Here is a 20,455-nt window from a genome sequence, read left to right on the forward strand (position 1 = left end):
ACGAGATCCAATATGGAAGGGAGAATCATCATGCCACATACATCTGATAACGAAAAAAAGGCGCGAGATAACAATGCCCTGCGCCAGGAAAAGAATAAAATCAAAGAAATAAACCGGAAAGCCGGTAAAAATCAATACTCCAAAAAAACGGATCATCTGTAAGGGATGGACCGGCCAAAAGGCACCCGTTCTTTCATGAAGGGGTGTCTTTTGTTTTTATTTCTAAAAACCTGCATCATTTCAACCAAAGAAGTTGTATGTCCCATCACAGCTTGTCTATAATGAAAAGAGAAAAAAGTATGGAGGGGTTACATATGGCAAAGGAAAGTTCGTTTGACATCGTATCCAAAGTGGATATGTCAGAAGTGAGCAATGCGATTCAAATCGCGTTGAAAGAGGTTCAAACCCGTTATGACTTCAAAGGGAGCAAGAGTGACATTAAATTGGACGGTGAGGAAATCGTCCTCGTCTCCGATGATGAATTCAAGATGAATCAGTTAAAAGACGTCCTTCTTAGCAAGCTGATCAAGCGTAACGTCCCTGTTAAGAACCTTGATTACAGTAAGCTTGAAGGTGCATCAGGAGGAACTGTCCGTCAGCGTGCCAAGCTTGTACAGGGAATCGACAAAGACAATGCAAAGAAAATCAACACAATCATCAAGAACTCCGGCGTGAAGGTAAAGAGTCAGGTTCAGGATGATCAGGTCCGCGTTACCGGAAAAAGCAAAGATGATCTCCAAAAAATCATCTCAGCCATCCGTGAAGCTGATCTTTCCATTGATGTACAATACGTAAACTTCCGTTAATACGGTTTCCAACGAAGTCTAATGGGTACAATAATTCCATTAGACTTCTTTCATTTAGGAGGAAAAACATGAAGAAAAAAGTCATCATCATCGGTGCCGTCGGAGGAGGAGCGACGACAGCCTCTCAAATCAGGAAGCTCGACAGTGAAATCGAGATCATCCTCCTCGAGAAAACCTCTTACTTATCCTATGGAGCCTGCGGCATGCCCTATTACTTGGGAGATATTATCAAAGACAGGGAGAGTCTCTTTGCCGCCACTCCTGAACAATTACATACAAAAAAGAATATTGACGTCAGAATGCATCATGAAGCGTTAAAAATCGATCGCGGGAAGAAATCTTTACTCATCAGGGATCATGACCGAAATGAAGATTACGATGAAACATATGACTATCTCGTGCTTGCAACCGGAGCATCCCCCTTTATACCGGACATTCCAGGGATCGACCAAATCCCCGCTTTCCATCTTAGAACCGTCGAAGATATGGACAGGATCAAGCAGTTCTTAGAAACATCCAAACCTGACTCATGCACCATCATCGGCGGTGGATTCATCGGAGTCGAAATGGCTGAAAACTTCACCCATCTTGGAATGAGGGTGAATATCGTCGAAAGATCTGAACACGTCATCAGTAACATTGATGAGGAGACAGCTAAAGGATTGCAGAATCATATCACGGAAAAAGGGGTAAAGCTGTATACGAATGATGGTCTGAAAGAAGTACTGCCGGAGAATACGTTAAAACTCGACAGCGGTGAAACGTTACAGTCCGACTTCATCCTTCTCTCAGTCGGAGTGAAACCCCGGACCCAACTGGCGAAGGATGCCGGTTTATCGGTCGGGGAATCAGGAGGGGTCGTCAGTAATGAGTTCATGCAAACCGACGATGATTCCATTTATGCAGTCGGGGATATCGTCGAGTCCATCGACTTCGTTGACGATACGCCGAAACAAGTCCCCCTTGCATGGCCGGCTCATCGGCAAGCCTATATCATCGCTAAGCACGTGTCCGGGGACCCTGTCCCTTTCAAGGGAATGCTCGGAACGGCGATTGCCAAAGTATTCGATCTTTCCATCGCTTCAACGGGACTTGGAGAAAAAGAATTAAAGGAAAAAGGCTATACTTATCAAACCGTCGTGCACGAAGGAAAGTCCCACGCCGGCTACTACCCCGATGCCCATAACGTATATGTCCGCGTCCACTTCTGTCCTGAGACCAGTAAGCTCTTCGGGGGAAATGTGGTAGGCGGTGAAGGTGTCGATAAACAAATCGATATCCTGGCCACTGCCATCTACGGTGGACTCTCGGTCACCGATCTACAGGAAATCGAGACCTGCTACGCCCCTCCCTTCTCTTCACCGAAAGGATTGTTGAATATGATTGGATATAAAGCTGCAGGGTTATTGAAAAAGAAATGATTACAGGCAGGCTTCTCGTGGGAGGAGCCTGCTTTTTGTGGGGTGTTTTTATTTGCTTATTGATCATGTAAATCGTACTGAGTCGCTTATCTTGAGGTGGATAAATTTGTTAATTGGCTGGATTATGTTTCAGAACGGCTGGATTCTAGGTCATTCCGGCTGGATTATCTGTGAAATCAGCCGGATTTTTCATTGGATCGGCTGGATTCCAGTCAAAATCGGCCGGATTTTCAATTAAGACCGACCAAATCTCCCTTAAATTTATTCCAATCCCCCATAAGCCAAGCTAAATCTTCCTCACATTCGACCGAACCCCCAGGAATCGCCAATTCCCCCCTCACCATTCACATTCTATTCCCCAAAACCGGCTGGTTACTCCTCACAATCTGCTAAACCCCTCTTCAACTCCATCCAACCTCTTCTCACCATCCTCAAAAAACACGTTAATAATTATTTTTTACGGGTAAACACTATCTTAAGATAACCTAAACCCTTAAAGGAGTGTTTTCATTGTCTCAACAACAACAAAACCAGAAACAAACTTTTCCCCCTCAGCACCAGGATCATCAGCCTGGTACGGTGGATGAAATGAACCCCCAGCCCATCCATACGGATCAAAACTATAAAGGCAGTGGCAAGCTGGATGGAAAGGTCGCACTCATCACAGGAGGCGACAGCGGGATCGGCCGGTCGGTTGCCTGGTATTTTGCAAGGGAAGGCGCTCATGTAGCGATTTCGTATTTGGATGAGCATGAGGATGCGAATAAAACGAAGGAACTTGTAGAGGCTGAAGGAGTCAGATGCATCCTATTACCAGGTGATGTCGGAAGTTCGACTTTTTGCAAAGATATCGTGAGTAAGACGATATCCGAGTTCGGGAAACTTGATATCCTCGTGAACAACGCTGCCGAACAGCATCCTCAGGCAGGGCTTGTGGATATTAGCGATGAACAGTTAGAGCGTACATTCAAAACGAATATCTTCTCCATGTTCTATTTAACGAGGGCTGCTCTCCCCCATCTGAAGAAGGGAGCCTCGATCATCAATACTGCTTCGATCACAGCATATAAAGGAAACAAGGATCTGATCGATTACTCTTCTACCAAAGGGGCCATTGTCAGCTTCACCCGTTCACTGGCTGAAAACATTGCATCAGACGGCATCAGAGTGAACGGAGTCGCTCCAGGACCGATTTGGACTCCATTGATACCATCCACTTTCAGTTCACAAAAAGTTTCGGAATTCGGAGCGAATACACCCCTTGGACGTGCTGGACAACCGTTTGAATTAGCACCTGCCTATGTGTATCTCGCCAGTGATGATTCAAGCTACGTATCGGGACAGATGATTCATGTTAATGGCGGTACCGTCATTAACGGATAAGACAAAAGAGACTGAAGTTTATGCCCCTCTTCTTTTGGAGGGAGTCATCACTTCAGTCTCTTTTTATTATTGCTTCTCTTTACGTTCACCACAGGTACACCGCGTCACTAGATGATGTGGAACAATGATTCTCTTAATCGGTTCTTTCGGATTCTCAATTTTCTGGATCAGGCTTTTCGCAGCCTCATTTCCAAGATTATAAATATTGATATCCACTGATGTAAGCGGGGGTCTGGACATTTCGGCCAGGAGAACATTATTGAAGCTGACAATGGAGATGTCTTCCGGGACACGGATGCCCATCTCATCCAATGTGTTCAAGACCCCAAGCGCCATCAGATCATCGGCTACAACCAGGGCAGTCGGGGGTGCATCCAGCTGCATGAGCTCTTTAATGGCTTCACGTCCACCTTCACGAAGGAATTCTTCGTGTATGATATATTCGTCCTTCATATCGATCCCGGCATCACGGAGGGACTTCTCGTAGCCTAACAAACGCTCGACCGTCACAACCAGATTCAAGTCTCCTCCGATGAAGCCGATGCATTCATGTTTAAGCCCGAGGAGGTAGTCCGTCACTTCTTTCGTTGCCCGGTAGTTGTCATTATCCACATGTGTGATTTCTTCACAATATTTATATGGCTTCCCGACGACAACAAAGGGGAAATCACGATTCTTCAAGTAGTTCATCACTTTATCTTCTACCTTTGAATACAACAGGATGATTCCGTCCACCCGTCCACCCTGTACCATCTGAACGACACCTTCATAAATTTCCTCTTCAGATTGCCCGGTGGACATTTGAAGGGCATACTGTTTTTCCTGAGCCCCTTCACTCAATCCTCTTAAGACCGTCGGAAAGAATGGATTTTGCGAGAAAGCACTGGCGGAACCCGGTAACACAAGCCCGATCACTTGTGTGGACTGATTTGCCAGGCTCCTTGCAATGAAGTTGGGATGGTACCCAAGTTGCTCCATCGCTTCCCGGACTTTTTGTTTTGTTTTTTCACTTATTCTTGGATTGTTTGCGATAACACGTGAAACCGTGGATGGCGCTACGTTTGCAAGCTTTGCAACATCCTTGATGGTAACAGCCATATATTCCACCCCCCTTTATTAAAAATGCGGACCCTTAGGCGGGCTGCTCATTCATAAAATTAAAACGCTTCCAATTCATTATGGTTAAAATGGAAGCAGGGCTCTTCTTAAGGGCCCTGCTCTATTATCTGTTCTTCGCTTTTCCACGTTTCTTTACAAGATACAGGAAGAGGAAGAAAAGGAAGTACATGATTCCCAAAGCGATCAGGTAAGGATAATTCAGTCCGCTCTTGTTTTTGAGCAAGTAGATTTCCGACTCTTCACGATCGAGGACAAGCTGATAATTTCCATCCTTGTCGCTGCGGACCAGGTCATCACTGATCAATGCTTTTAGTTCATGGTTATCCGCCAGATCGTCTTTTGTTAATTGAACATTTTGTGTTTTAGTCGTGTTGTTGATGGCAATGACGATGGTCTGATCTTTGTATGTACGCTTAAAGATTCCCATCCCATCTTGATTGTAGATCGGTGTGATATCGCCTCTCGTCAGTGCCGGATATTCTTGACGGATTTCACCTAACCGGGAGATATAATCCATGAGTTCCTTATCAGCCCTGAAATTCATAAAGCGGCGGTTGTCAGGGTCGTTCCCCCCATCCATCGCTATTTCAGATCCGTAATAAACGATCGGGATTCCCGGGGTTGTATACATGTACGTGAGGGCAAGCTTCCATCTCGTTCCAGGGAAGAGCTTCTCTTGAACAATCATTCTCGTAAATCGTTCCATATCATGATTATCTATGAACGTTCCCATCACAAATGGATTGTCATAGAACGTTTCATTGTATTTCCAAAAGTTGAATAACCGATCCATGGATGTATCGGGCTTTTGGAAGACGGAACGCATTTCTTCCGCTTGGGGAACATTGACGAATCCATCGATCCCTGTCCCATTGTAGGCAGCGATTTTTTCCGGATCCCGGTCGAACACTTCACCTAACAGGTAGAAGTCTTCTTTCACCGACTTCACTTCATCGCTGAACTCATCCCAGAACTCCTGCGGGACATGACGTACAGTGTCGAGACGATATCCATCGATATCGGTTTCTTTGATCCACCATTTTGCCGCATCGAATAAATAGTTTTTCACTTCGGGATTTTCTGTATTTAAATCGGGAAGATCATATAACCAGGCATTCTGAAGACTTTCTTCATTATCGAAGTTCATCGGCTGTTTCTCATGGAACCAGTCCTCTTTTTCAGGGTCATTGACCCAGGGGTGTTCCGGCCCGACATGGTTCACAACAAAGTCCAGCATCACTTTCATATCCCGTTTATGGGCTTCTTCCACAAGCTTCTTGAATGTCTTCATGGAGCCGAAATGTTCTTCGGTTTTGTAGAAGTCTGTAATCCAATAACCGTGATAACCCATCGGTTGATTATCAAATATGGGGGTCAGCCAAATGGCAGTGAATCCCATATCCTTGATGTAATCCAGTTTATCGATGATTCCTTGGAAATCTCCGCCCTGATAGGCTTTCGGGTCTTTCGAATTAACATCTTTATCATTGCTTGTATCCCCATCATTAAAGCGATCGACCATCAAAAAATAAATGGTCTCATCCTGCCATTTTCGTTCTTCTTTTTCAACTGCACCTACCGGAAGGGCGTAAAAAAGAAGAAACGGGACTAAAATGAGAGATAATACTCTTCTTTTCATCTCCGCTCCTCCTATAAATGTTAGTAACGCCTATAAGATTATCCTTTTGTACCCCCTGCCGTCAATCCTGAAACGAAGTATTTCTGGAAGAACAGGAATAATAGGGCAATCGGTACGGCTATGAGTACTGATCCGGCAGCAAATGTTGTAAACTCTGCCCCGAATTGTTTGGCCACCATATCATAAAGGGCAACCGGTAGTGTATACATCTTTTCTGAACGTAACAGGATACTTGCAATGATGAAGTCTGCGAATGGGGCAATGAATGAAAACAGTGCCACAACCGCAATGATCGGTTTCGCAAGAGGCATGACGATCTGGAAGAAAATGCGCAAATGACCCGCTCCGTCCATTTTGGCTGATTCATCCAGCTCTTTCGGAATCGTATCCAGATATCCTTTCATCAACCACGTGTTCATTGGGATCTGTCCTCCTACATATACGAGGATCAGTCCAATGTGAGTATCTAATAATTTGGTTAACAGCGCTAATACGAAAATGGCAATCAGCGCGGCAAAATTCGGAATCATTTGAAGGATCAGGAATATCATCAATCCATTCTTACGTCCGGCGAATCTGTATCGGGAGAAAGAATAAGCGGTGAGACTCACTAGTAAGACGGTTAGGGCCATCGTAGATAAACTGACCTTCAATGAATTCCAGTACCAAAGCATATAATTGCTTTTCCCAAGATCAAAAAGTTCCTTATAATGTGCCAGTGTTGCATTTTTAGGAATGATGGATGAACCGGATAAACTTTGACCCGGGTTGAATGATGATCCGATGATCCATGCAACCGGGTAAAGAATAATGGCAAACATGATTCCGATGGCTGCGTATGAAAGTGTTAAACGTATGAGTTTCTGTCTCTTCATATTCATATTACATCATATCCTCTTCTTGGAATGATTTCGTTCTCTTGAACTGCCAGATCGCTACAGTGATGACGATGATGGACAACAATAACGTAATGGCAGCGGCTTTCGAATACTGTGCGGATGTCATCGTCAGACTGTAGATCCAGGAGATGAGGATATCCGTCCCACCTGCATTTTGTCCGGTTAAGGCCGGTCCACCGCCGTTAAATAAGTAAATGACGTTGAAGTTATTAAAGTTAAACGTATATTGTGTAATGATGATCGGTGCCGTTGCAAAAAGGACAAGTGGCAGCGTGATATTCTTGAATTTCTGGAAAGCTGATGCCCCATCGACCGTCGCTGCTTCATAAAGTTCATCCGGAATCGATTGAAGCACCCCTGTTGTCATGGCAAAGATGAACGGGAAGCCGAGCCATGCCTGGATTCCGATCAAGGCGATTCGTGTATACATCGGTTCGGTCATCCAAGGTAATCCTTCAATGCCGAAGAACCCCAGGATGTCACGATTGATCGTTCCGAATGATTCATTGAACATTCCGGCGAAAACAAGGACCGAAACGAAAGCCGGGATGGCCCATGGCAGGATGAATACAGTACGGATGATGGCTTTCCCTTTTAAGTCCTTTTGGTTAACGAGTATGGCGAGGAATACTCCAAGTGCCACTTGAAGAGTTGTCGCACCGAACGTCCAGACGAGCGTCCAGGCAAGCACCGTAATGAATGTTTCTCTCCACATATCAATCTTGAAGATATCAACAAAGTTTTGGAACCCTACCCAGTCGACTAACTTGGCAGGCGGTGAGTGATACAAATCGTAGTTAGTAAACGCTAATAAGACGACAAAGATAATCGGGAAGATAACGACGAATACAAGAAGCAAGAATCCTGGTGACATGATGAGATATGGAAATCCATTATCAATTAGATTTCTATACTGCTCATAGATCGTGCTGAGCTTCTCTCCCCTGTCTCTCTTTTCTCCATTTTTATAAGCGTCCCGAAGATTAAACAGATAAAAACCGATTCCAAAAATAGATACAATGATTGCCAAGATACCGTATACCATTAAGAAAATGGAATGATCTCCGTATGATACATCTGTCCCAAGGGTCGTAATCCCCCATAATCCGTAGCCGATCAAGTCTCTGAAGACAAGAATAAAGGCGGCAGTCATGATGAGGAAGAATCCGCCTTTTAGAAACTGTTTATGATACATCTGACCTAAACCAGGGATTAGGGAAAGGGTCAGCGCTGTTTTTCTATGATTTGTTTGATAGGATTGTTGCTCCATCCTATATTCCCCTTTCTACGTTCACAGTTTTGATAAGCTTCAAGAGCTTTTTAAGAAAAGAAAGATTTTTTTCCTTAAAAAGCCCTTGAATAGGTCTTTAAAAGGATAGCAGTACCTCCAATAGTTAAGAAGGTACCGCTATTGTTTATTGATTAGTTGGAATGGCCAGCTTTAATTTTTTCTTCAATTTGTTTCACTGCTGCATCAAGTGCCTCTTTTGGTTCCTGCTTACCTGTTACAACCGTTTGAAGTGAATTAGCCATTGGGTCCCACACTTCTCCCATTTCAGGGATGTTCGGCATTGGAACCGCATATTGAGATTGCTCAGCAACCGCTTTTGCACCAGGATTGTCAGCGATCGCAGGATCGTCGATCAGACCTTGGTTTGTTGGAACTTCCTGTGTTTGTTCGAAACGTAATTTAGCATACTCATCTTGAGTGATGAATTCGATGAATTTTTGAGCCCACTCTTTGTTTTTAGAGTAGCCCGACACATGCCAGCCTTTAACACCCATGAATGTTTTCATTGGCTCTCCGTTTGGAAGTTTAGGCATCGCAGCAATACCGATATCGATACCGGCATCTTTATATCCTTGGAATGACCAAGGTCCGTTCATGACAGAAGCAACTTTTCCTTCATTGAATAGACCGTCCATTGCCGATCCACCGTTTTCACCGATGATCCCTTTAGGGAATAAACCTTCTTTATACCATTTTTGAATATATTCCGTACCTTCTACAGCACCTTCATTGTTTAAGCCAAGATCTTTCGGATCAAGTGCGCCATCTTTTTCAGCAAATACATATCCGCCGAATCCACCGATTGGTGCATGTGCGAAATAGAAGTTATCCCAAAGTGCTAAGAAACCGTAGTTTCCGTCTTTTGTGAAATCTTTAGAGAATGTGTATACTTCATCCATTGTTTTTGGTGCTTCTTCCATCAACGCTTTATTGTAAATGAATACCGGCGTTTCAGAAGATTTTGGAAGACCATATAATTTACCATCGTAGCTCTCAGCTGTCATGGAAGATTCAGTAAAGCGCTTTTCAATGTCCCCGTCCACTTCTAAAGGAGCGATATGCCCTGCAAGAGCTAGTTCACCGATTTGGTCATGTGGTAATGTCAATACGTCAGGACCTGTCCCGGCAGGACCGTCTAAACGTAATTGTTCTTTCATTTTCGAAGCCATTTCGACTTCTTTCACTTCTACCTTGATGCCTGTTTCTTCTTCGAACTTGGCACCTACTTCATCCAGCCATCCGGATTTCTTCTCATCTTCCCAGACAACCAGTTTTTCAGGTTTGTTCGCATCGTCAGCTTTTTTCTCTCCGCTGTCACTTTTTGATCCTTCCTCACGGTTTGGACCACAAGCAGCGAGCGCCCCTAGTACAAGCATGATTACCATAAGTAATGATAACGCTTTCTTCATTTCGACCCCTCCTAAGTATGGTGAAACTATTAATTCATGTTTTCGATTGAACAAACGCTTGCACACACTATGACTTAATCTCTAAAGATATCGCTTACATTCTTTTGTGAAAACGATTGCACAACCTACTTCTTATTATACAAACTAAATCTCCTTTGACAATACTTTTTTTGAAAATTTTTGCGTTTTACCTGAAAGAAAAGAAAACGCTTTACTAGTTTGATTACCTATCATTGACAACATTGTTGGTTTGGAATACTCTTTAATGGAATGAATAAGAGGAGGATAAAAGATGCTACTGGAAGCCATCTATCATAGACCGAAAGATAATTATGCATACGCTTGCACAAATAATGAATTACACATACGCATTCGTACGAAGAAAAAGGATGTTGAAACCGTCACGCTCCTGCACGGAGATCCCTATCAATGGGACAATGGACAATGGCTATATGATCGCAAGGAAATGGTTTTAACCGGAACGGATCAGTTGTTCGATTATTGGTTCGCCTCCATCTCCCCTCCTTTCAGACGGCTTCGCTACGGTTTTCTCCTCGATGACGAAACGGATGAAGTCTTTTATGGAGAAAAAGGATTTAATGAAGCCCCCTCTGCTGATATAGGTGATTACTTCTGCTTCCCGTTCCTGAATACCATCGATGTCTTTCAAGCACCAGAATGGGTGAAGGATACGGTCTGGTATCAAATCTTCCCTGAGCGATTCGCAAACGGGAATACGGAGAATGATCCAGAAGGAACACTGGATTGGAATAGCGCAGAGCCCTCCCCGACCAATTTTTTCGGAGGAGACTTAGAAGGCGTGATCCAGAACATTCCTTATTTAAAAACACTTGGAATCTCCGGGATTTACTTTACCCCGATCTTTAAAGCGCATTCCAATCATAAATACGACACAATCGATTATTTCGAAATCGATCCCCAGTTCGGGACGAAAGAAACATTGAAGAAATTTATAAAGGTCTGTCACGAGCATGATATCAAAGTGATGCTGGATGCCGTCTTTAATCATAGCGGCTTCTACTTTAATCAGTTTCAGGATGTACTGGAAAAGGGTGAGGATTCTCCTTATAAAGAGTGGTTTCATGTAAATGAATTCCCACTGGATATAGAGAGTTCGCCTCCCAATTATGATACCTTCGCATTCGAAGCTTCCATGCCGAAGTTAAATACTGAGAATGAAGAGGTGCGCAATTATCTATTGGAAGTTGGCCGCTACTGGATAAAGGAATTCGATATCGATGGATGGCGTCTCGATGTTGCCAATGAAGTCGATCACCACTTCTGGCGTGAATTTCGAAAAGAAGTAAAAGGTATAAAACCGGAGCTGTATATCTTAGGGGAAATTTGGCATGATTCCATGCCCTGGCTGCGTGGAGATCAATTTGATGCTGTCATGAACTATCCTTTTACGACAAATCTATTGAATCTGTTTGCGCACCAAACCATTTTTGCTTCTCAATTTGCAGAAAACATGACATCTGTCGTGCATATGTACCCTAAGAATGTAAACGAAGTGAATTTCAACCTTGTCGGGAGTCACGATACACCACGTGTATTAACAGAGTGCGGCGAGGATATACGACGCGCCAAACAAATCTATACATTCATGCTCACCTTTACCGGTACACCTTGTATTTATTATGGTGATGAAATCGGTCTGACAGGTGAACAGGATCCTGGATGCCGTAAATGCTTCCCATGGGAACAGGAACTTCATAACAAGGAGCTCTTCGGGCATATACAGAAACATATCGCCCTTCGGAAGAAATACCCACTGTTAAGCAACGAAGGAAATCTGACGTTCTTACCCGGTGACCTTCATGAGCATTGCCTTTCATTCACCAAGTCAAACGGAGAGGAAACAATCTTTGTTCTATTAAACTGCGGTGAAGAATCGACCACCTACTCCCTTCCTTTTGACTTGAAAGGAAAGAAAATCACCAATCTGTGGAACGGGGAAGATTTTGCCGCCGAAGCAGAGTCCATCGAGGTGGCACTCGATGGGTATGGATTTGCCATTTTGAAATTCTAATGATGCTTACTTCCTAAAAAGCGGGACTAAACCTTTACGGTTAGTCCCCTTATCTATTTAATATGTATCGTATGCCGAGGTGCACGTCTCCCCGGCAACTTAAAGGAGAAAATCTATGAGCAATAATCAAAAAAACATGACCCTCTTTGCCTTGACTTGGCCGATCTTCATTGAAATCTTTCTTCATATGCTGATGGGAAATGCCGATACGTTAATGCTGAGTCAGTACTCGGATGACTCAGTGGCAGCCGTCGGGGTCTCCAATCAGATCCTTTCTCTCATCATTGTGATGTTTGGATTTGTCGCGACGGGTACAGCCATCCTCGTGGCCCAGCATCTCGGGGCGGAAGAGAATCGCATGGCAGGGGAAGTGTCAATCGTTTCCATTGCTGTCAATCTTCTATTCGGACTCTTATTGAGTATCGCTCTAGTATTTTTCAGTAAGCCGATCTTATTATCAATGGATCTCCCACGTTCTCTGATGGATGAAGCTTCTTCCTATTTAAAAATCGTGGGAGGCTTTGCTTTCATCCAGGCCTTGATCATGACTGCAGGTGCCATCATGAGGAGCTATGGCTATACAAAAGATGCCATGTATATCACAATCGGCATGAATATTGTCAATGTGATCGGAAACTACTTATTTATTTTTGGACCATTCGGTGTCCCTGTATTAGGCGTAGAGGGTGTGGCGATTTCCACCATTACCTCGAGACTGATCGGATTCATCGTGAGTATCATCGTGATACGGAAGCGGATTCCCAATGCTCTTCCGCTCAGAAGACTGTTCAAGCTTCCCGTCTCTCACGTTAAAAATTTATTGCGGATCGGAATCCCCTCTGCCGGAGAGCATCTTTCCTATAACGGGTCTCAAATGGTCATTACCTACTTCATTGCGAGTATCGGGACCAATGCTATCACAACGAAGGTATATGCCCAAAACCTGATGATGTTCATTTTCTTATTCAGCGTCGCGATCAGCCAGGGAACACAAATCATCATCGGGCACATGATCGGCGCCAGGGAATTTGACAGTGCTTACGAACGATGCCTGAAAAGTTTAAAGATCGCGATCATCATATCGCTCATCATGGCAGGAATTTTTTCCGTTGCAGCAGAACCTCTCCTCCGCATATTTACGAGCAACGAAGAAATCATTTCCCTTGGTAAAATATTGATCTACCTGACCATCATTCTCGAACCGGGAAGAAGCTTTAATTTAGTGGTCATTAACGCACTAAGGGCAACAGGTGATGTGCGCTTCCCCGTCTATATGGGGATATTATCTATGTGGGGAGTAAGCGTCACGCTTTCCTACATTCTCGGTATCTGGTTCGGACTCGGACTTATCGGAATCTGGATCTCCTTCATTGCCGATGAATGGCTGCGGGGCATCATCATGCTCAAACGCTGGCGATCCAAAGTATGGATCCATAAACGATTTGTCCAAAATGATCGAAACGCCATTTAGAGGGACGGACCTTCCTTCAAGATGGTCTTTAAAGACGAACAACCAAGAAATTAGTTAGGATCACTTGTTACACCGCTTTTGATTTCCGTGCAAGACTTCGCTTTCCTCGGGCGGAAGGCAAGCCTCCTCGTCGCTGACGCTCCTGCGGGGTCTTACCTATTCCGCTTTTCCCGTAGGAGTCTTCGTCTTGCACTCCAATCATAAGCTAGAATCTGCCCTATACAGTGTGTATGCTTTAGCAATAATATTAAAACTCCCGTTTCACCATGTTTGTTGTTATTCATACAAAGACTTTATAGTTTTCGGATGTTCAATCATTTGGAGTGTATCGGAGCATAATGAGTCATTCACATCAGGTAAGAAAGAGTATTTGTATAAGTAACGGTAATTGATCACTGGAACTAATAGAATAAGAGTTGCTGTATGCAATGGTGACCACTACGATGTTATAGTGAAACACTTACGCTTAGAGAGTTGATTGAAGCGGAAGCTGCTCGACTCCTGCGGGAAACGCTGGACAGTCCGAAAAGCGGAAGCGGCTTGACCAGCCCCTACAAGCATAAGATGAATGGGCTAAGAAGGCGTTTTTTGCCTTCTTGGTCCATTTAGCTTATGACTTCGAGGGGCTCACCGCCAGCCCCGCGGAAAGCGAGCAACTGGAGCGGAAATCAACCACCACTCACCACATCCAAAACCAACAGTGTTTACGTAAACAGCTATATGATAAATCCGAACGATTTCGAATGATCGTTCGGATTTACTTTTAACTAAACTCTCAAATGAAACCGCCCTCATTCATAAATGTTAAGTTTTTTAACATAAAAACGCTTTCATTGCAAATTAATACTTGAACTTTTGTTATTTTCTGAATATGATAAATGATATAACTTACTCATGTTATAAAAATTAACATGAAGATTTCGTTTTTAAAGGAAATTCACAAAAGGAGGAAATTACAATGAAAAAAGTTGAAGCCATTATTCGTGCTGAAGCATTTCTATCCCTGCGAGAAGCATTATGTCTTCGTGGATTCAGCGGCCTGACAGTATCAGAAGCAGCTGGATGCGGAAAACAAAAAGGGAAGCAGGGAATATTCAGGGGAAATAAATTTGAACTGCAGTTAGTCCCCCGCGTAAAGGTGGAAATGATCATCGACGATGGGCAGGTGGAAGACATCATTGATCTCATCGTTGAACATTGCAGTACGGACACCGTGGGCGACGGGAAGATTTTTATCTATCCCGTCGAAGATGTCATCCGTATCCGTACAGGCGAACGAGGAAAAAAAGCCGTTTTGTAAGTCACTTCTTTCTACACTCAATCATAAGCCGCTACACCAAACCAATACTGGAGGGATTCCATTGATTAAAAAAATTTTGTCGCTTCTTTTCCTTTCACTTTTTATGAGCACTACCACTTTCGCAGCTGCCCCTACCGCAGAGTCTGTTCAAGCGTCCGTCGACTCCCTGTGGGTGATGATTGCTGCAGTCCTTGTGTTCTTCATGCACGCGGGATTCGCCATGGTCGAGACCGGATTCACCCGCGCCAAGAACTCTCTTAATATCCTCATGAAAAATTTCTTAACTGTAGCCATTGCCTCTATTCTTTATTTCATTGTAGGGTTCGGGTTCATGTTCGGAGGGTCATCAGGTGGCGTGATCGGATCGGACAGCTTTTTCCTATCAGGACGGGAAGACATCGGTTTCTTCTTATTTCAATCCGTATTTGCCGCTACTTGTGCCACAATCATTTCCGGTGCTGTGGCTGAACGCATGAAACTCAAAAGCTATATCCTTTTGACCATTGCCATGACAGGAATCATCTATCCGATCGTCGGACATTGGGTGTGGGGCGGCGGCTGGCTTTCGGAGCTTGGATTCGTAGATTTCGCCGGATCGACTGTCGTCCATTTAACAGGTGCAACAGGCGCATTCATCACAGTCCTGTTCCTTGGATCCCGGGTTGGGAAATACAGCAAAGGAAAAGTGAATGTCATCCCGGGCCATAATATCCCCATCGGTGCACTCGGTGTGTTCATCCTATGGTTCGGGTGGTTCGGGTTTAATGGAGGAAGCAGCCTGGCCGCTGATCCCACCCTTGTCCCCCACGTCATCACGACGACCTTATTTTCAGCTTCCGCCGCCATTCTTTCATCCGCTTTTTACACGTTGATCCGATTTAAGCGAATTGATCCATCCCTTACATTAAATGGTGCCCTCGGCGGACTGGTTGGAATTACTGCCGGCTGTGCCAATGTATCTCTCGCAGGCTCTCTCCTGATCGGTCTGATTGCAGGAATCGTTCTGGTCGAGGCCGTCACCTTCATCGATTCGAAATTGAAAGTCGATGATCCCGTTGGAGCCATTGCCGTTCATGGAATTTGTGGGATATGGGGTACGGTGGCCGTGGGATTATTCGACGTTCAAAACGGACTTTTATATGGTGGAGGTGCTGCTCTGGTTGCCACTCAAGCCGTCGGGGTGTTGGCCGTCATTGCCTGGACGTCTGTCACCGTTGGCGGATTCCTGTTCATCGTAACGAGAATATCAAGTATTCGTGTTTCCCGTGAAGAAGAACTATCAGGGCTCGATTTTACGGAGCATGGCTCCAATGCCTATGAGTTAAAGGATACAGTATTGGAATCGAACGTTTCCTCCGCTTCCCCATTCGGATCTGACTTAGTCGAGCGATTGAACTCGATCGGAACGGGAAAAGTGAGTGACATGAATCAACGGAACACAATCTGATTCCAGTAAGAGCTGCTTTATGCGGCTCTTTTTTCTTTTCCAAAATGGATGCAAAACAACAATAAGCTCATATGGAAGGCATCCGTACAGCCTCCATACGAGCTTATTTATGAAATGGATGAAATGATTTTTTCTTTTGCTTCTTTGGATACATGGTGCTTCTTGGAAAAAACATTATAGTGATTATTTCTGACCTCGTTCAGAATCGCACGGTATAAGAGGGCAGCACCTTTAACCGGGGTCCTCGAATACACAGGATAAAGATTCATTGTACGAAAAGCTTTTTCATAGTAATCTTCTGCAAGTCGGGCCATTTCTTCCCATATCGACTGAAACGCGTCGTTGATTCTGTGTTCTTTTAAATCCGTTACGGTATATTCATATTTTACTAATAGATCCTGAGGGATGTATAATCGACCCCTTTCAAGATCCTCGCCGATATCTCTTAATATATTGGTCAGCTGCATGGCATACCCGAGATAGATTCCATCTTCCCTCAATGACTGTTCCTTCCCCGGGGCAAGGATCGGCAGGAGCATTAATCCCACAGTGCTCGCCACGTGATAGGAATAGTCAAGAACATCATCCATATTGACGTAGACCCTTTCACCAAGGTCCATCCTTTGCCCCTTTATCATGTCCCGGAAAGCTTGAACATCCATGTTAAACCGTTTAAACACATCATCCAGAGCTACCCACATTGCCTCATCCTGAGGATAAAAACCGGTTAAAAACGATTCGAATTCCATCTCGAACCGGCGTAATTCTTCTGAAGGATTGGTGCCCTCGTCAACGATATCATCTACTTTGCGGCAAAAGGCATATACAGCCCATACAGCCTTCTTTTGGTCTTTCGGCAGTAAGGAAAAAGCTCTGTAAAATGTTTTGGAATGAACCTTTATGATATTTTCACAGTGATCGTATGCTTCCAAGATCTTGTTCATGTAAGGACACATCCTTCCTTTCTGATTCAGTTTTGCAATGTTCCTTAAAGGCTTGTGCAACGAGCTTCGCACCCTGCATGACAATCGGTACTCCTCCTCCAGGGTGAATGGATGCCCCGACAGCAAAGATGTTCTTCTCCGGAAAGGGTTGTACCTGGGGTCTGAAGGGACCGGATTGATCCAAGCTTGGCGCAATCCCGAAGCTTCCCCCTGAATATAACCCTTCTTGCATCGCCTCTTCAGGCGTTCTGATTTTCATCCATGTTATCCGTTTTCTCAGTTCTTCGAAACCCCTTTTTTCCATTGTATCCAATACAAGGTAGGAAAGAAATTCTGAAGCTTCCTTCCAATCCAATTCCTCCGACACCGGAACCGGTATAAGGACATAAAGCACGCTCTTACCTTCAGGGGCAAGTGAAGAATCGACCTTGGAAGGATTAAATACGTAAAAGGAAGGTTCTTTAGGAATTCTCTTATTCTTGAAAATATCCTCCATATTCCCAGAGAAATCTTCATTTAAATAGAATTGATGCATTTCCTTATCATCATACTTCTTGTCGATCCCCATATATAAAAGCACGCAGCCGGAAGAAGGCTTATACGGTTTAGGCGCTTTCTTCCTAACTAATTTAGATGCTGTAGGGAAATCCCCATTAATGATAACCGAATCGACCGGCTCCCTCTGGTCCCCAAGGATGATATGAGTCGCTTTGCCTCCTGTCGTTTCGATTTCCGAGACGGGTGAGGAGGTCTTGATCGTGACACCATGCAGGTTGCACGCTTCCTTCACATGATCCAGTAAGCCCGCATACCCCCCTTTTATATAGTAGATGCCATGCTTATGTTCACTGAAGGACACCAGGCTGTAAATCGCCGGGGTCGTGTAGGGATTCCCGCCTATATACAGTGTTTGCAGTCCATAGGCCGTTTGCAACTTCCCGTGTTGAAAATAATGCTTTAAGTTCCCCATCACATTGCGGTATGCCTTAAGCTTAAGCAATGATCCAAGCGTTTGGGGATTGAGATAATCCCTCGTTTTCAAAAAAGACGTTTCAAGAAATTGCGGCTTCCCGATTGCAAATCGTTCATCCATATCCCTCATAAATTGAAGAAAGCCTTCTTCATCACCGGGAAACTTCTCCTTGATCTCTTCATATTGCTTCTGGATATCTGCATATTTCGTATACGTTTGCCCATCTGCAAAATGAACATCATAGAGGGGATCGCAGCGAACGAATTCTATTTCATCCGTATCTATGCCTGCCTCTCGGAGAATGGACATAAGCATGTCTGGCAGTAAAACAATGGTAGGGCCCTTATCAATCTTGTAATCCCCTTCTTGAACAAAGGCAAGACGTCCACCGATTATCGGCTCTTTCTCATAGACTGTGACGTCGTGACCATCTTTCGCGATTAACAATGCCGAAATCAATCCGCCGATCCCTGACCCTACGACTGCTGTTTTCATAGAGCTTCCTCCATCGTTTGTTCTTTAGTGAACGAGTACGAAGGGTCTTCATTCATCAACATATTGGTCGTGATCCTCGCAGATTCTAATATTGTAGGCAATCCACTCCCCGGATGCGTACCTCCGCCGACTAACCAGCAGTGTTCGAGTTCTTCAAATTTGTTATGTGGGCGGAGTGCCATCATTTGCGTTAATTGGTGGCCAAGATTGAAGGTGGCACCTTCGTATATGTTGAAATCAGTTTCCCAATGATGGGGGGATATGATTTTTTCTACCTTGATATGATCACGGATATTCTCTAAACCTGTCTTGCTCTCAACGGCATCCAATACCAGATCCCGGAACATTTGTTGATTTTCTGTCCAATCGATTCCGCTTACATTATTAGGGACCGGTGCAAGGATGTATAACGTTGAATGGCCGGGCGGCGCCAATGTTGGATCTGTCACCGATGCATTTTGGATATAAATGGAAGGGTCCTCCGAAAGGGTAAATGTTTTCGTTATCTCTTCTACATTTCGCCTGTAATCCTCCGCAAACACAATACTGTGATGAGGGAGATCATACTGTTTATCAAGCCCCAGATAAATCATAAATGTGGAACAGGAGTATTTTTTCTTTTTAAGCTTTTCTTTGCTGTATTTTTTCAAAACGCCATCTTCCACCAGGTTGGTCATGACATGGGCAAAGTCCCCGTTGATGATCACTTCATCTGCTGCAATTCTCACTCCATCTTCTGTTATGATTCCTTTTACGTCATTTCCGTCTTCAATCCACAACTTCTTGACACCAGACCCGAGATGGATTGAACCTCCATGCTCCTTCACCACTCTTGCCATGGCTTTGGATAGTTGATTCAATCCACCGATCGGGTGAAAGACACCGTATTCGTGCTCCATGAAAGACAGTATGGAAAATGCGCCGGGACACTCCCAGGGGGACATGCCTAAATACTTAGACTGAAAAGTGAACGCCAATCGCAATTCATGTTCTGTAAAGTAATCACTTAACACGCTGTATAGGGATTTACCCAAGGATAATTGGGGAAGTGCCCTCAACACTTTCCAACTGATATATTGATAATATCGATCCATCGGGCTCTGTAAAATCGGTTTCAACCGTTCCATTTTTTTACGTGTATCATTCATGAAACGCGTATATCCTTCTGCATTCCCTGGATAATGTCGTTCGATTTCCCGGGATAACGCTTCGGGATCTTTGTACATCTTGACTTTTTTATCTTTAAAAATGAGTTCATACATCATGGAAAGCTCTCGCAGGTCAACATAATCATGAAGATCCCTTCCTGACGCCTCGAATAATTCTTCTGCTATTTCCGGCATGCTGAGGAATGTCGGCCCAATATCGAATGTATAGCCATCCATCGTGACAGAACCATTTCGTCCACCCACAAATGATTGCTTCTCATAGATTTCTACTTTGTACCCTTTACTGGCAAGAAGCATTGCCGCGGCCAGGCCTCCGGGACCTGCACCGATGACGATTATCTTTTCGGCCATCGTTATAGCCTCCAATGTATTTTATTTGTACAATTATTATACAACACTTATACATTTGTTTTCCACTATGAAAAAACAATAAACTTCATTAATCCAACTAAATTTGTTTTTTACTCCCTTTTGGACTTGTCCCACACTCAATAAATCCTTTCAAACCGCAACCGGATCCCTTTTCCATTTATTTGTTGCTAATTAGCAACAAAATTCAAAACCTGAACAAATAGGAGGCATAGTTAAGGATTCTTATCCTTTTACTATGCCTCCATTTCAATCATTCATACTTTC

The 20,455-nt window shown here is 44.1% G+C and carries 17 protein-coding genes; 9 read left to right on the forward strand and 8 right to left on the reverse strand.

What is annotated here, in order from left to right; all coding sequences use genetic code 11:
• The first annotated feature begins 30 nt into the window (after nt 1–30).
• From V8G47_RS02765 to V8G47_RS02785, 5 genes are all read left to right on the forward strand, one after another.
• Nucleotides 31–162 carry a DUF3941 domain-containing protein gene (locus V8G47_RS02765; protein ID WP_094075248.1) on the forward strand — a complete coding sequence of 44 codons (132 nt, stop codon included), beginning with the start codon at nt 31–33 and terminating at the stop codon, nt 160–162.
• A gap of 152 nt (nt 163–314) precedes the next feature.
• Entirely contained in the window at nt 315–806 is a 492-nt protein-coding gene (locus V8G47_RS02770) for a YajQ family cyclic di-GMP-binding protein (protein WP_336198780.1), read from the forward strand.
• A 68-nt stretch (nt 807–874) separates the two neighbouring features.
• Nucleotides 875–2,227 carry a CoA-disulfide reductase gene (locus tag V8G47_RS02775; protein WP_336198781.1) on the forward strand — a complete coding sequence of 451 codons (1,353 nt, stop codon included), beginning with the start codon at nt 875–877 and terminating at the stop codon, nt 2,225–2,227.
• Nucleotides 2,228–2,333: 106 nt separating this feature from the next.
• Nucleotides 2,334–2,465, forward strand: a complete 132-nt coding sequence (locus V8G47_RS02780) for a hypothetical protein (protein ID WP_336198782.1) — start codon at nt 2,334–2,336, stop codon at nt 2,463–2,465.
• Between the two features lie 272 nt (nt 2,466–2,737).
• Complete coding sequence (locus V8G47_RS02785; RefSeq protein WP_336198783.1) at nt 2,738–3,610, forward strand: SDR family oxidoreductase; 873 nt, start codon at nt 2,738–2,740, stop codon at nt 3,608–3,610.
• Between the two features lie 66 nt (nt 3,611–3,676).
• Here V8G47_RS02785 and V8G47_RS02790 read toward each other — a convergent pair whose 3' ends face one another.
• The 5 genes from V8G47_RS02790 to V8G47_RS02810 all read right to left on the reverse strand — a co-directional run bounded on the left by V8G47_RS02790 (nt 3,677) and on the right by V8G47_RS02810 (nt 9,967).
• On the reverse strand, nt 3,677–4,708 hold the full coding sequence (locus V8G47_RS02790) for a LacI family DNA-binding transcriptional regulator (protein WP_336198784.1): 1,032 nt from the start codon (nt 4,706–4,708) through the stop codon (nt 3,677–3,679).
• Nucleotides 4,709–4,832: 124 nt separating this feature from the next.
• Nucleotides 4,833–6,368 carry an alpha-amylase family glycosyl hydrolase gene (locus V8G47_RS02795; protein ID WP_336198785.1) on the reverse strand — a complete coding sequence of 512 codons (1,536 nt, stop codon included), beginning with the start codon at nt 6,366–6,368 and terminating at the stop codon, nt 4,833–4,835.
• Nucleotides 6,369–6,406: 38 nt separating this feature from the next.
• Entirely contained in the window at nt 6,407–7,249 is an 843-nt protein-coding gene (locus V8G47_RS02800; RefSeq protein WP_336198786.1) for a sugar ABC transporter permease, read from the reverse strand.
• 1 nt (nt 7,250) lies between these two features.
• Nucleotides 7,251–8,537, reverse strand: a complete 1,287-nt coding sequence (locus V8G47_RS02805; RefSeq protein ID WP_336198787.1) for a carbohydrate ABC transporter permease — start codon at nt 8,535–8,537, stop codon at nt 7,251–7,253.
• A gap of 152 nt (nt 8,538–8,689) precedes the next feature.
• Nucleotides 8,690–9,967 carry an extracellular solute-binding protein gene (locus tag V8G47_RS02810; RefSeq protein WP_336198788.1) on the reverse strand — a complete coding sequence of 426 codons (1,278 nt, stop codon included), beginning with the start codon at nt 9,965–9,967 and terminating at the stop codon, nt 8,690–8,692.
• Nucleotides 9,968–10,259: 292 nt separating this feature from the next.
• Here V8G47_RS02810 and V8G47_RS02815 point away from each other — a divergent pair, with 292 nt between their 5' ends.
• The 4 genes from V8G47_RS02815 to V8G47_RS02830 all read left to right on the forward strand — a co-directional run bounded on the left by V8G47_RS02815 (nt 10,260) and on the right by V8G47_RS02830 (nt 16,238).
• A complete protein-coding gene (locus V8G47_RS02815; protein WP_336198789.1) occupies nt 10,260–12,020 on the forward strand; it encodes an alpha-glycosidase in 1,761 nt (586 codons plus the stop codon).
• 115 nt (nt 12,021–12,135) lie between these two features.
• Entirely contained in the window at nt 12,136–13,491 is a 1,356-nt protein-coding gene (locus tag V8G47_RS02820) for an MATE family efflux transporter (protein ID WP_336198790.1), read from the forward strand.
• A 958-nt stretch (nt 13,492–14,449) separates the two neighbouring features.
• Complete coding sequence (locus V8G47_RS02825) at nt 14,450–14,791, forward strand: P-II family nitrogen regulator (protein WP_098441062.1); 342 nt, start codon at nt 14,450–14,452, stop codon at nt 14,789–14,791.
• Nucleotides 14,792–14,852: 61 nt separating this feature from the next.
• Complete coding sequence (locus V8G47_RS02830; protein ID WP_336198791.1) at nt 14,853–16,238, forward strand: ammonium transporter; 1,386 nt, start codon at nt 14,853–14,855, stop codon at nt 16,236–16,238.
• Nucleotides 16,239–16,345: 107 nt separating this feature from the next.
• Here the strand turns inward: V8G47_RS02830 and V8G47_RS02835 are convergent, their stop codons facing one another.
• From V8G47_RS02835 to V8G47_RS02845, 3 genes are read right to left on the reverse strand one after another with little or no spacing between them, the layout of a single operon-like run.
• Nucleotides 16,346–17,182 (reverse strand): phytoene/squalene synthase family protein, encoded by an 837-nt coding sequence (locus tag V8G47_RS02835; RefSeq protein WP_336198792.1) that lies wholly within the window; start codon nt 17,180–17,182, stop codon nt 16,346–16,348.
• On the reverse strand, nt 17,148–18,650 hold the full coding sequence (locus tag V8G47_RS02840) for a phytoene desaturase family protein (RefSeq protein ID WP_336198793.1): 1,503 nt from the start codon (nt 18,648–18,650) through the stop codon (nt 17,148–17,150). Before V8G47_RS02840 ends, V8G47_RS02835 begins: the two co-directional genes overlap by 35 nt.
• A complete protein-coding gene (locus V8G47_RS02845; RefSeq protein ID WP_336198794.1) occupies nt 18,647–20,170 on the reverse strand; it encodes a phytoene desaturase family protein in 1,524 nt (507 codons plus the stop codon). Before V8G47_RS02845 ends, V8G47_RS02840 begins: the two co-directional genes overlap by 4 nt.
• Between the last annotated feature and the right edge of the window lie 285 nt (nt 20,171–20,455).

Source organism: Rossellomorea sp. LJF3 (assembly GCF_037046045.1).
In the GTDB taxonomy this organism is placed as follows: Bacteria; Bacillota; Bacilli; order Bacillales; family Bacillaceae_B; genus Rossellomorea.

Coding starts and splice junctions, on each gene's coding strand:
- V8G47_RS02765 (WP_094075248.1), top strand. CDS start 31: ATGCCACATACATCTGATAACGAAAAAAAGGCGCGAGATAACAATGCC.
- V8G47_RS02770 (WP_336198780.1), top strand. CDS start 315: ATGGCAAAGGAAAGTTCGTTTGACATCGTATCCAAAGTGGATATGTCA.
- V8G47_RS02775 (WP_336198781.1), top strand. CDS start 875: ATGAAGAAAAAAGTCATCATCATCGGTGCCGTCGGAGGAGGAGCGACG.
- V8G47_RS02790 (WP_336198784.1), bottom strand. CDS start 4,708: ATGGCTGTTACCATCAAGGATGTTGCAAAGCTTGCAAACGTAGCGCCA.
- V8G47_RS02795 (WP_336198785.1), bottom strand. CDS start 6,368: ATGAAAAGAAGAGTATTATCTCTCATTTTAGTCCCGTTTCTTCTTTTT.
- V8G47_RS02800 (WP_336198786.1), bottom strand. CDS start 7,249: ATGAATATGAAGAGACAGAAACTCATACGTTTAACACTTTCATACGCA.
- V8G47_RS02805 (WP_336198787.1), bottom strand. CDS start 8,537: ATGGAGCAACAATCCTATCAAACAAATCATAGAAAAACAGCGCTGACC.
- V8G47_RS02810 (WP_336198788.1), bottom strand. CDS start 9,967: ATGAAGAAAGCGTTATCATTACTTATGGTAATCATGCTTGTACTAGGG.
- V8G47_RS02815 (WP_336198789.1), top strand. CDS start 10,260: ATGCTACTGGAAGCCATCTATCATAGACCGAAAGATAATTATGCATAC.
- V8G47_RS02820 (WP_336198790.1), top strand. CDS start 12,136: ATGAGCAATAATCAAAAAAACATGACCCTCTTTGCCTTGACTTGGCCG.
- V8G47_RS02825 (WP_098441062.1), top strand. CDS start 14,450: ATGAAAAAAGTTGAAGCCATTATTCGTGCTGAAGCATTTCTATCCCTG.
- V8G47_RS02835 (WP_336198792.1), bottom strand. CDS start 17,182: ATGAACAAGATCTTGGAAGCATACGATCACTGTGAAAATATCATAAAG.
- V8G47_RS02840 (WP_336198793.1), bottom strand. CDS start 18,650: ATGAAAACAGCAGTCGTAGGGTCAGGGATCGGCGGATTGATTTCGGCA.
- V8G47_RS02845 (WP_336198794.1), bottom strand. CDS start 20,170: ATGGCCGAAAAGATAATCGTCATCGGTGCAGGTCCCGGAGGCCTGGCC.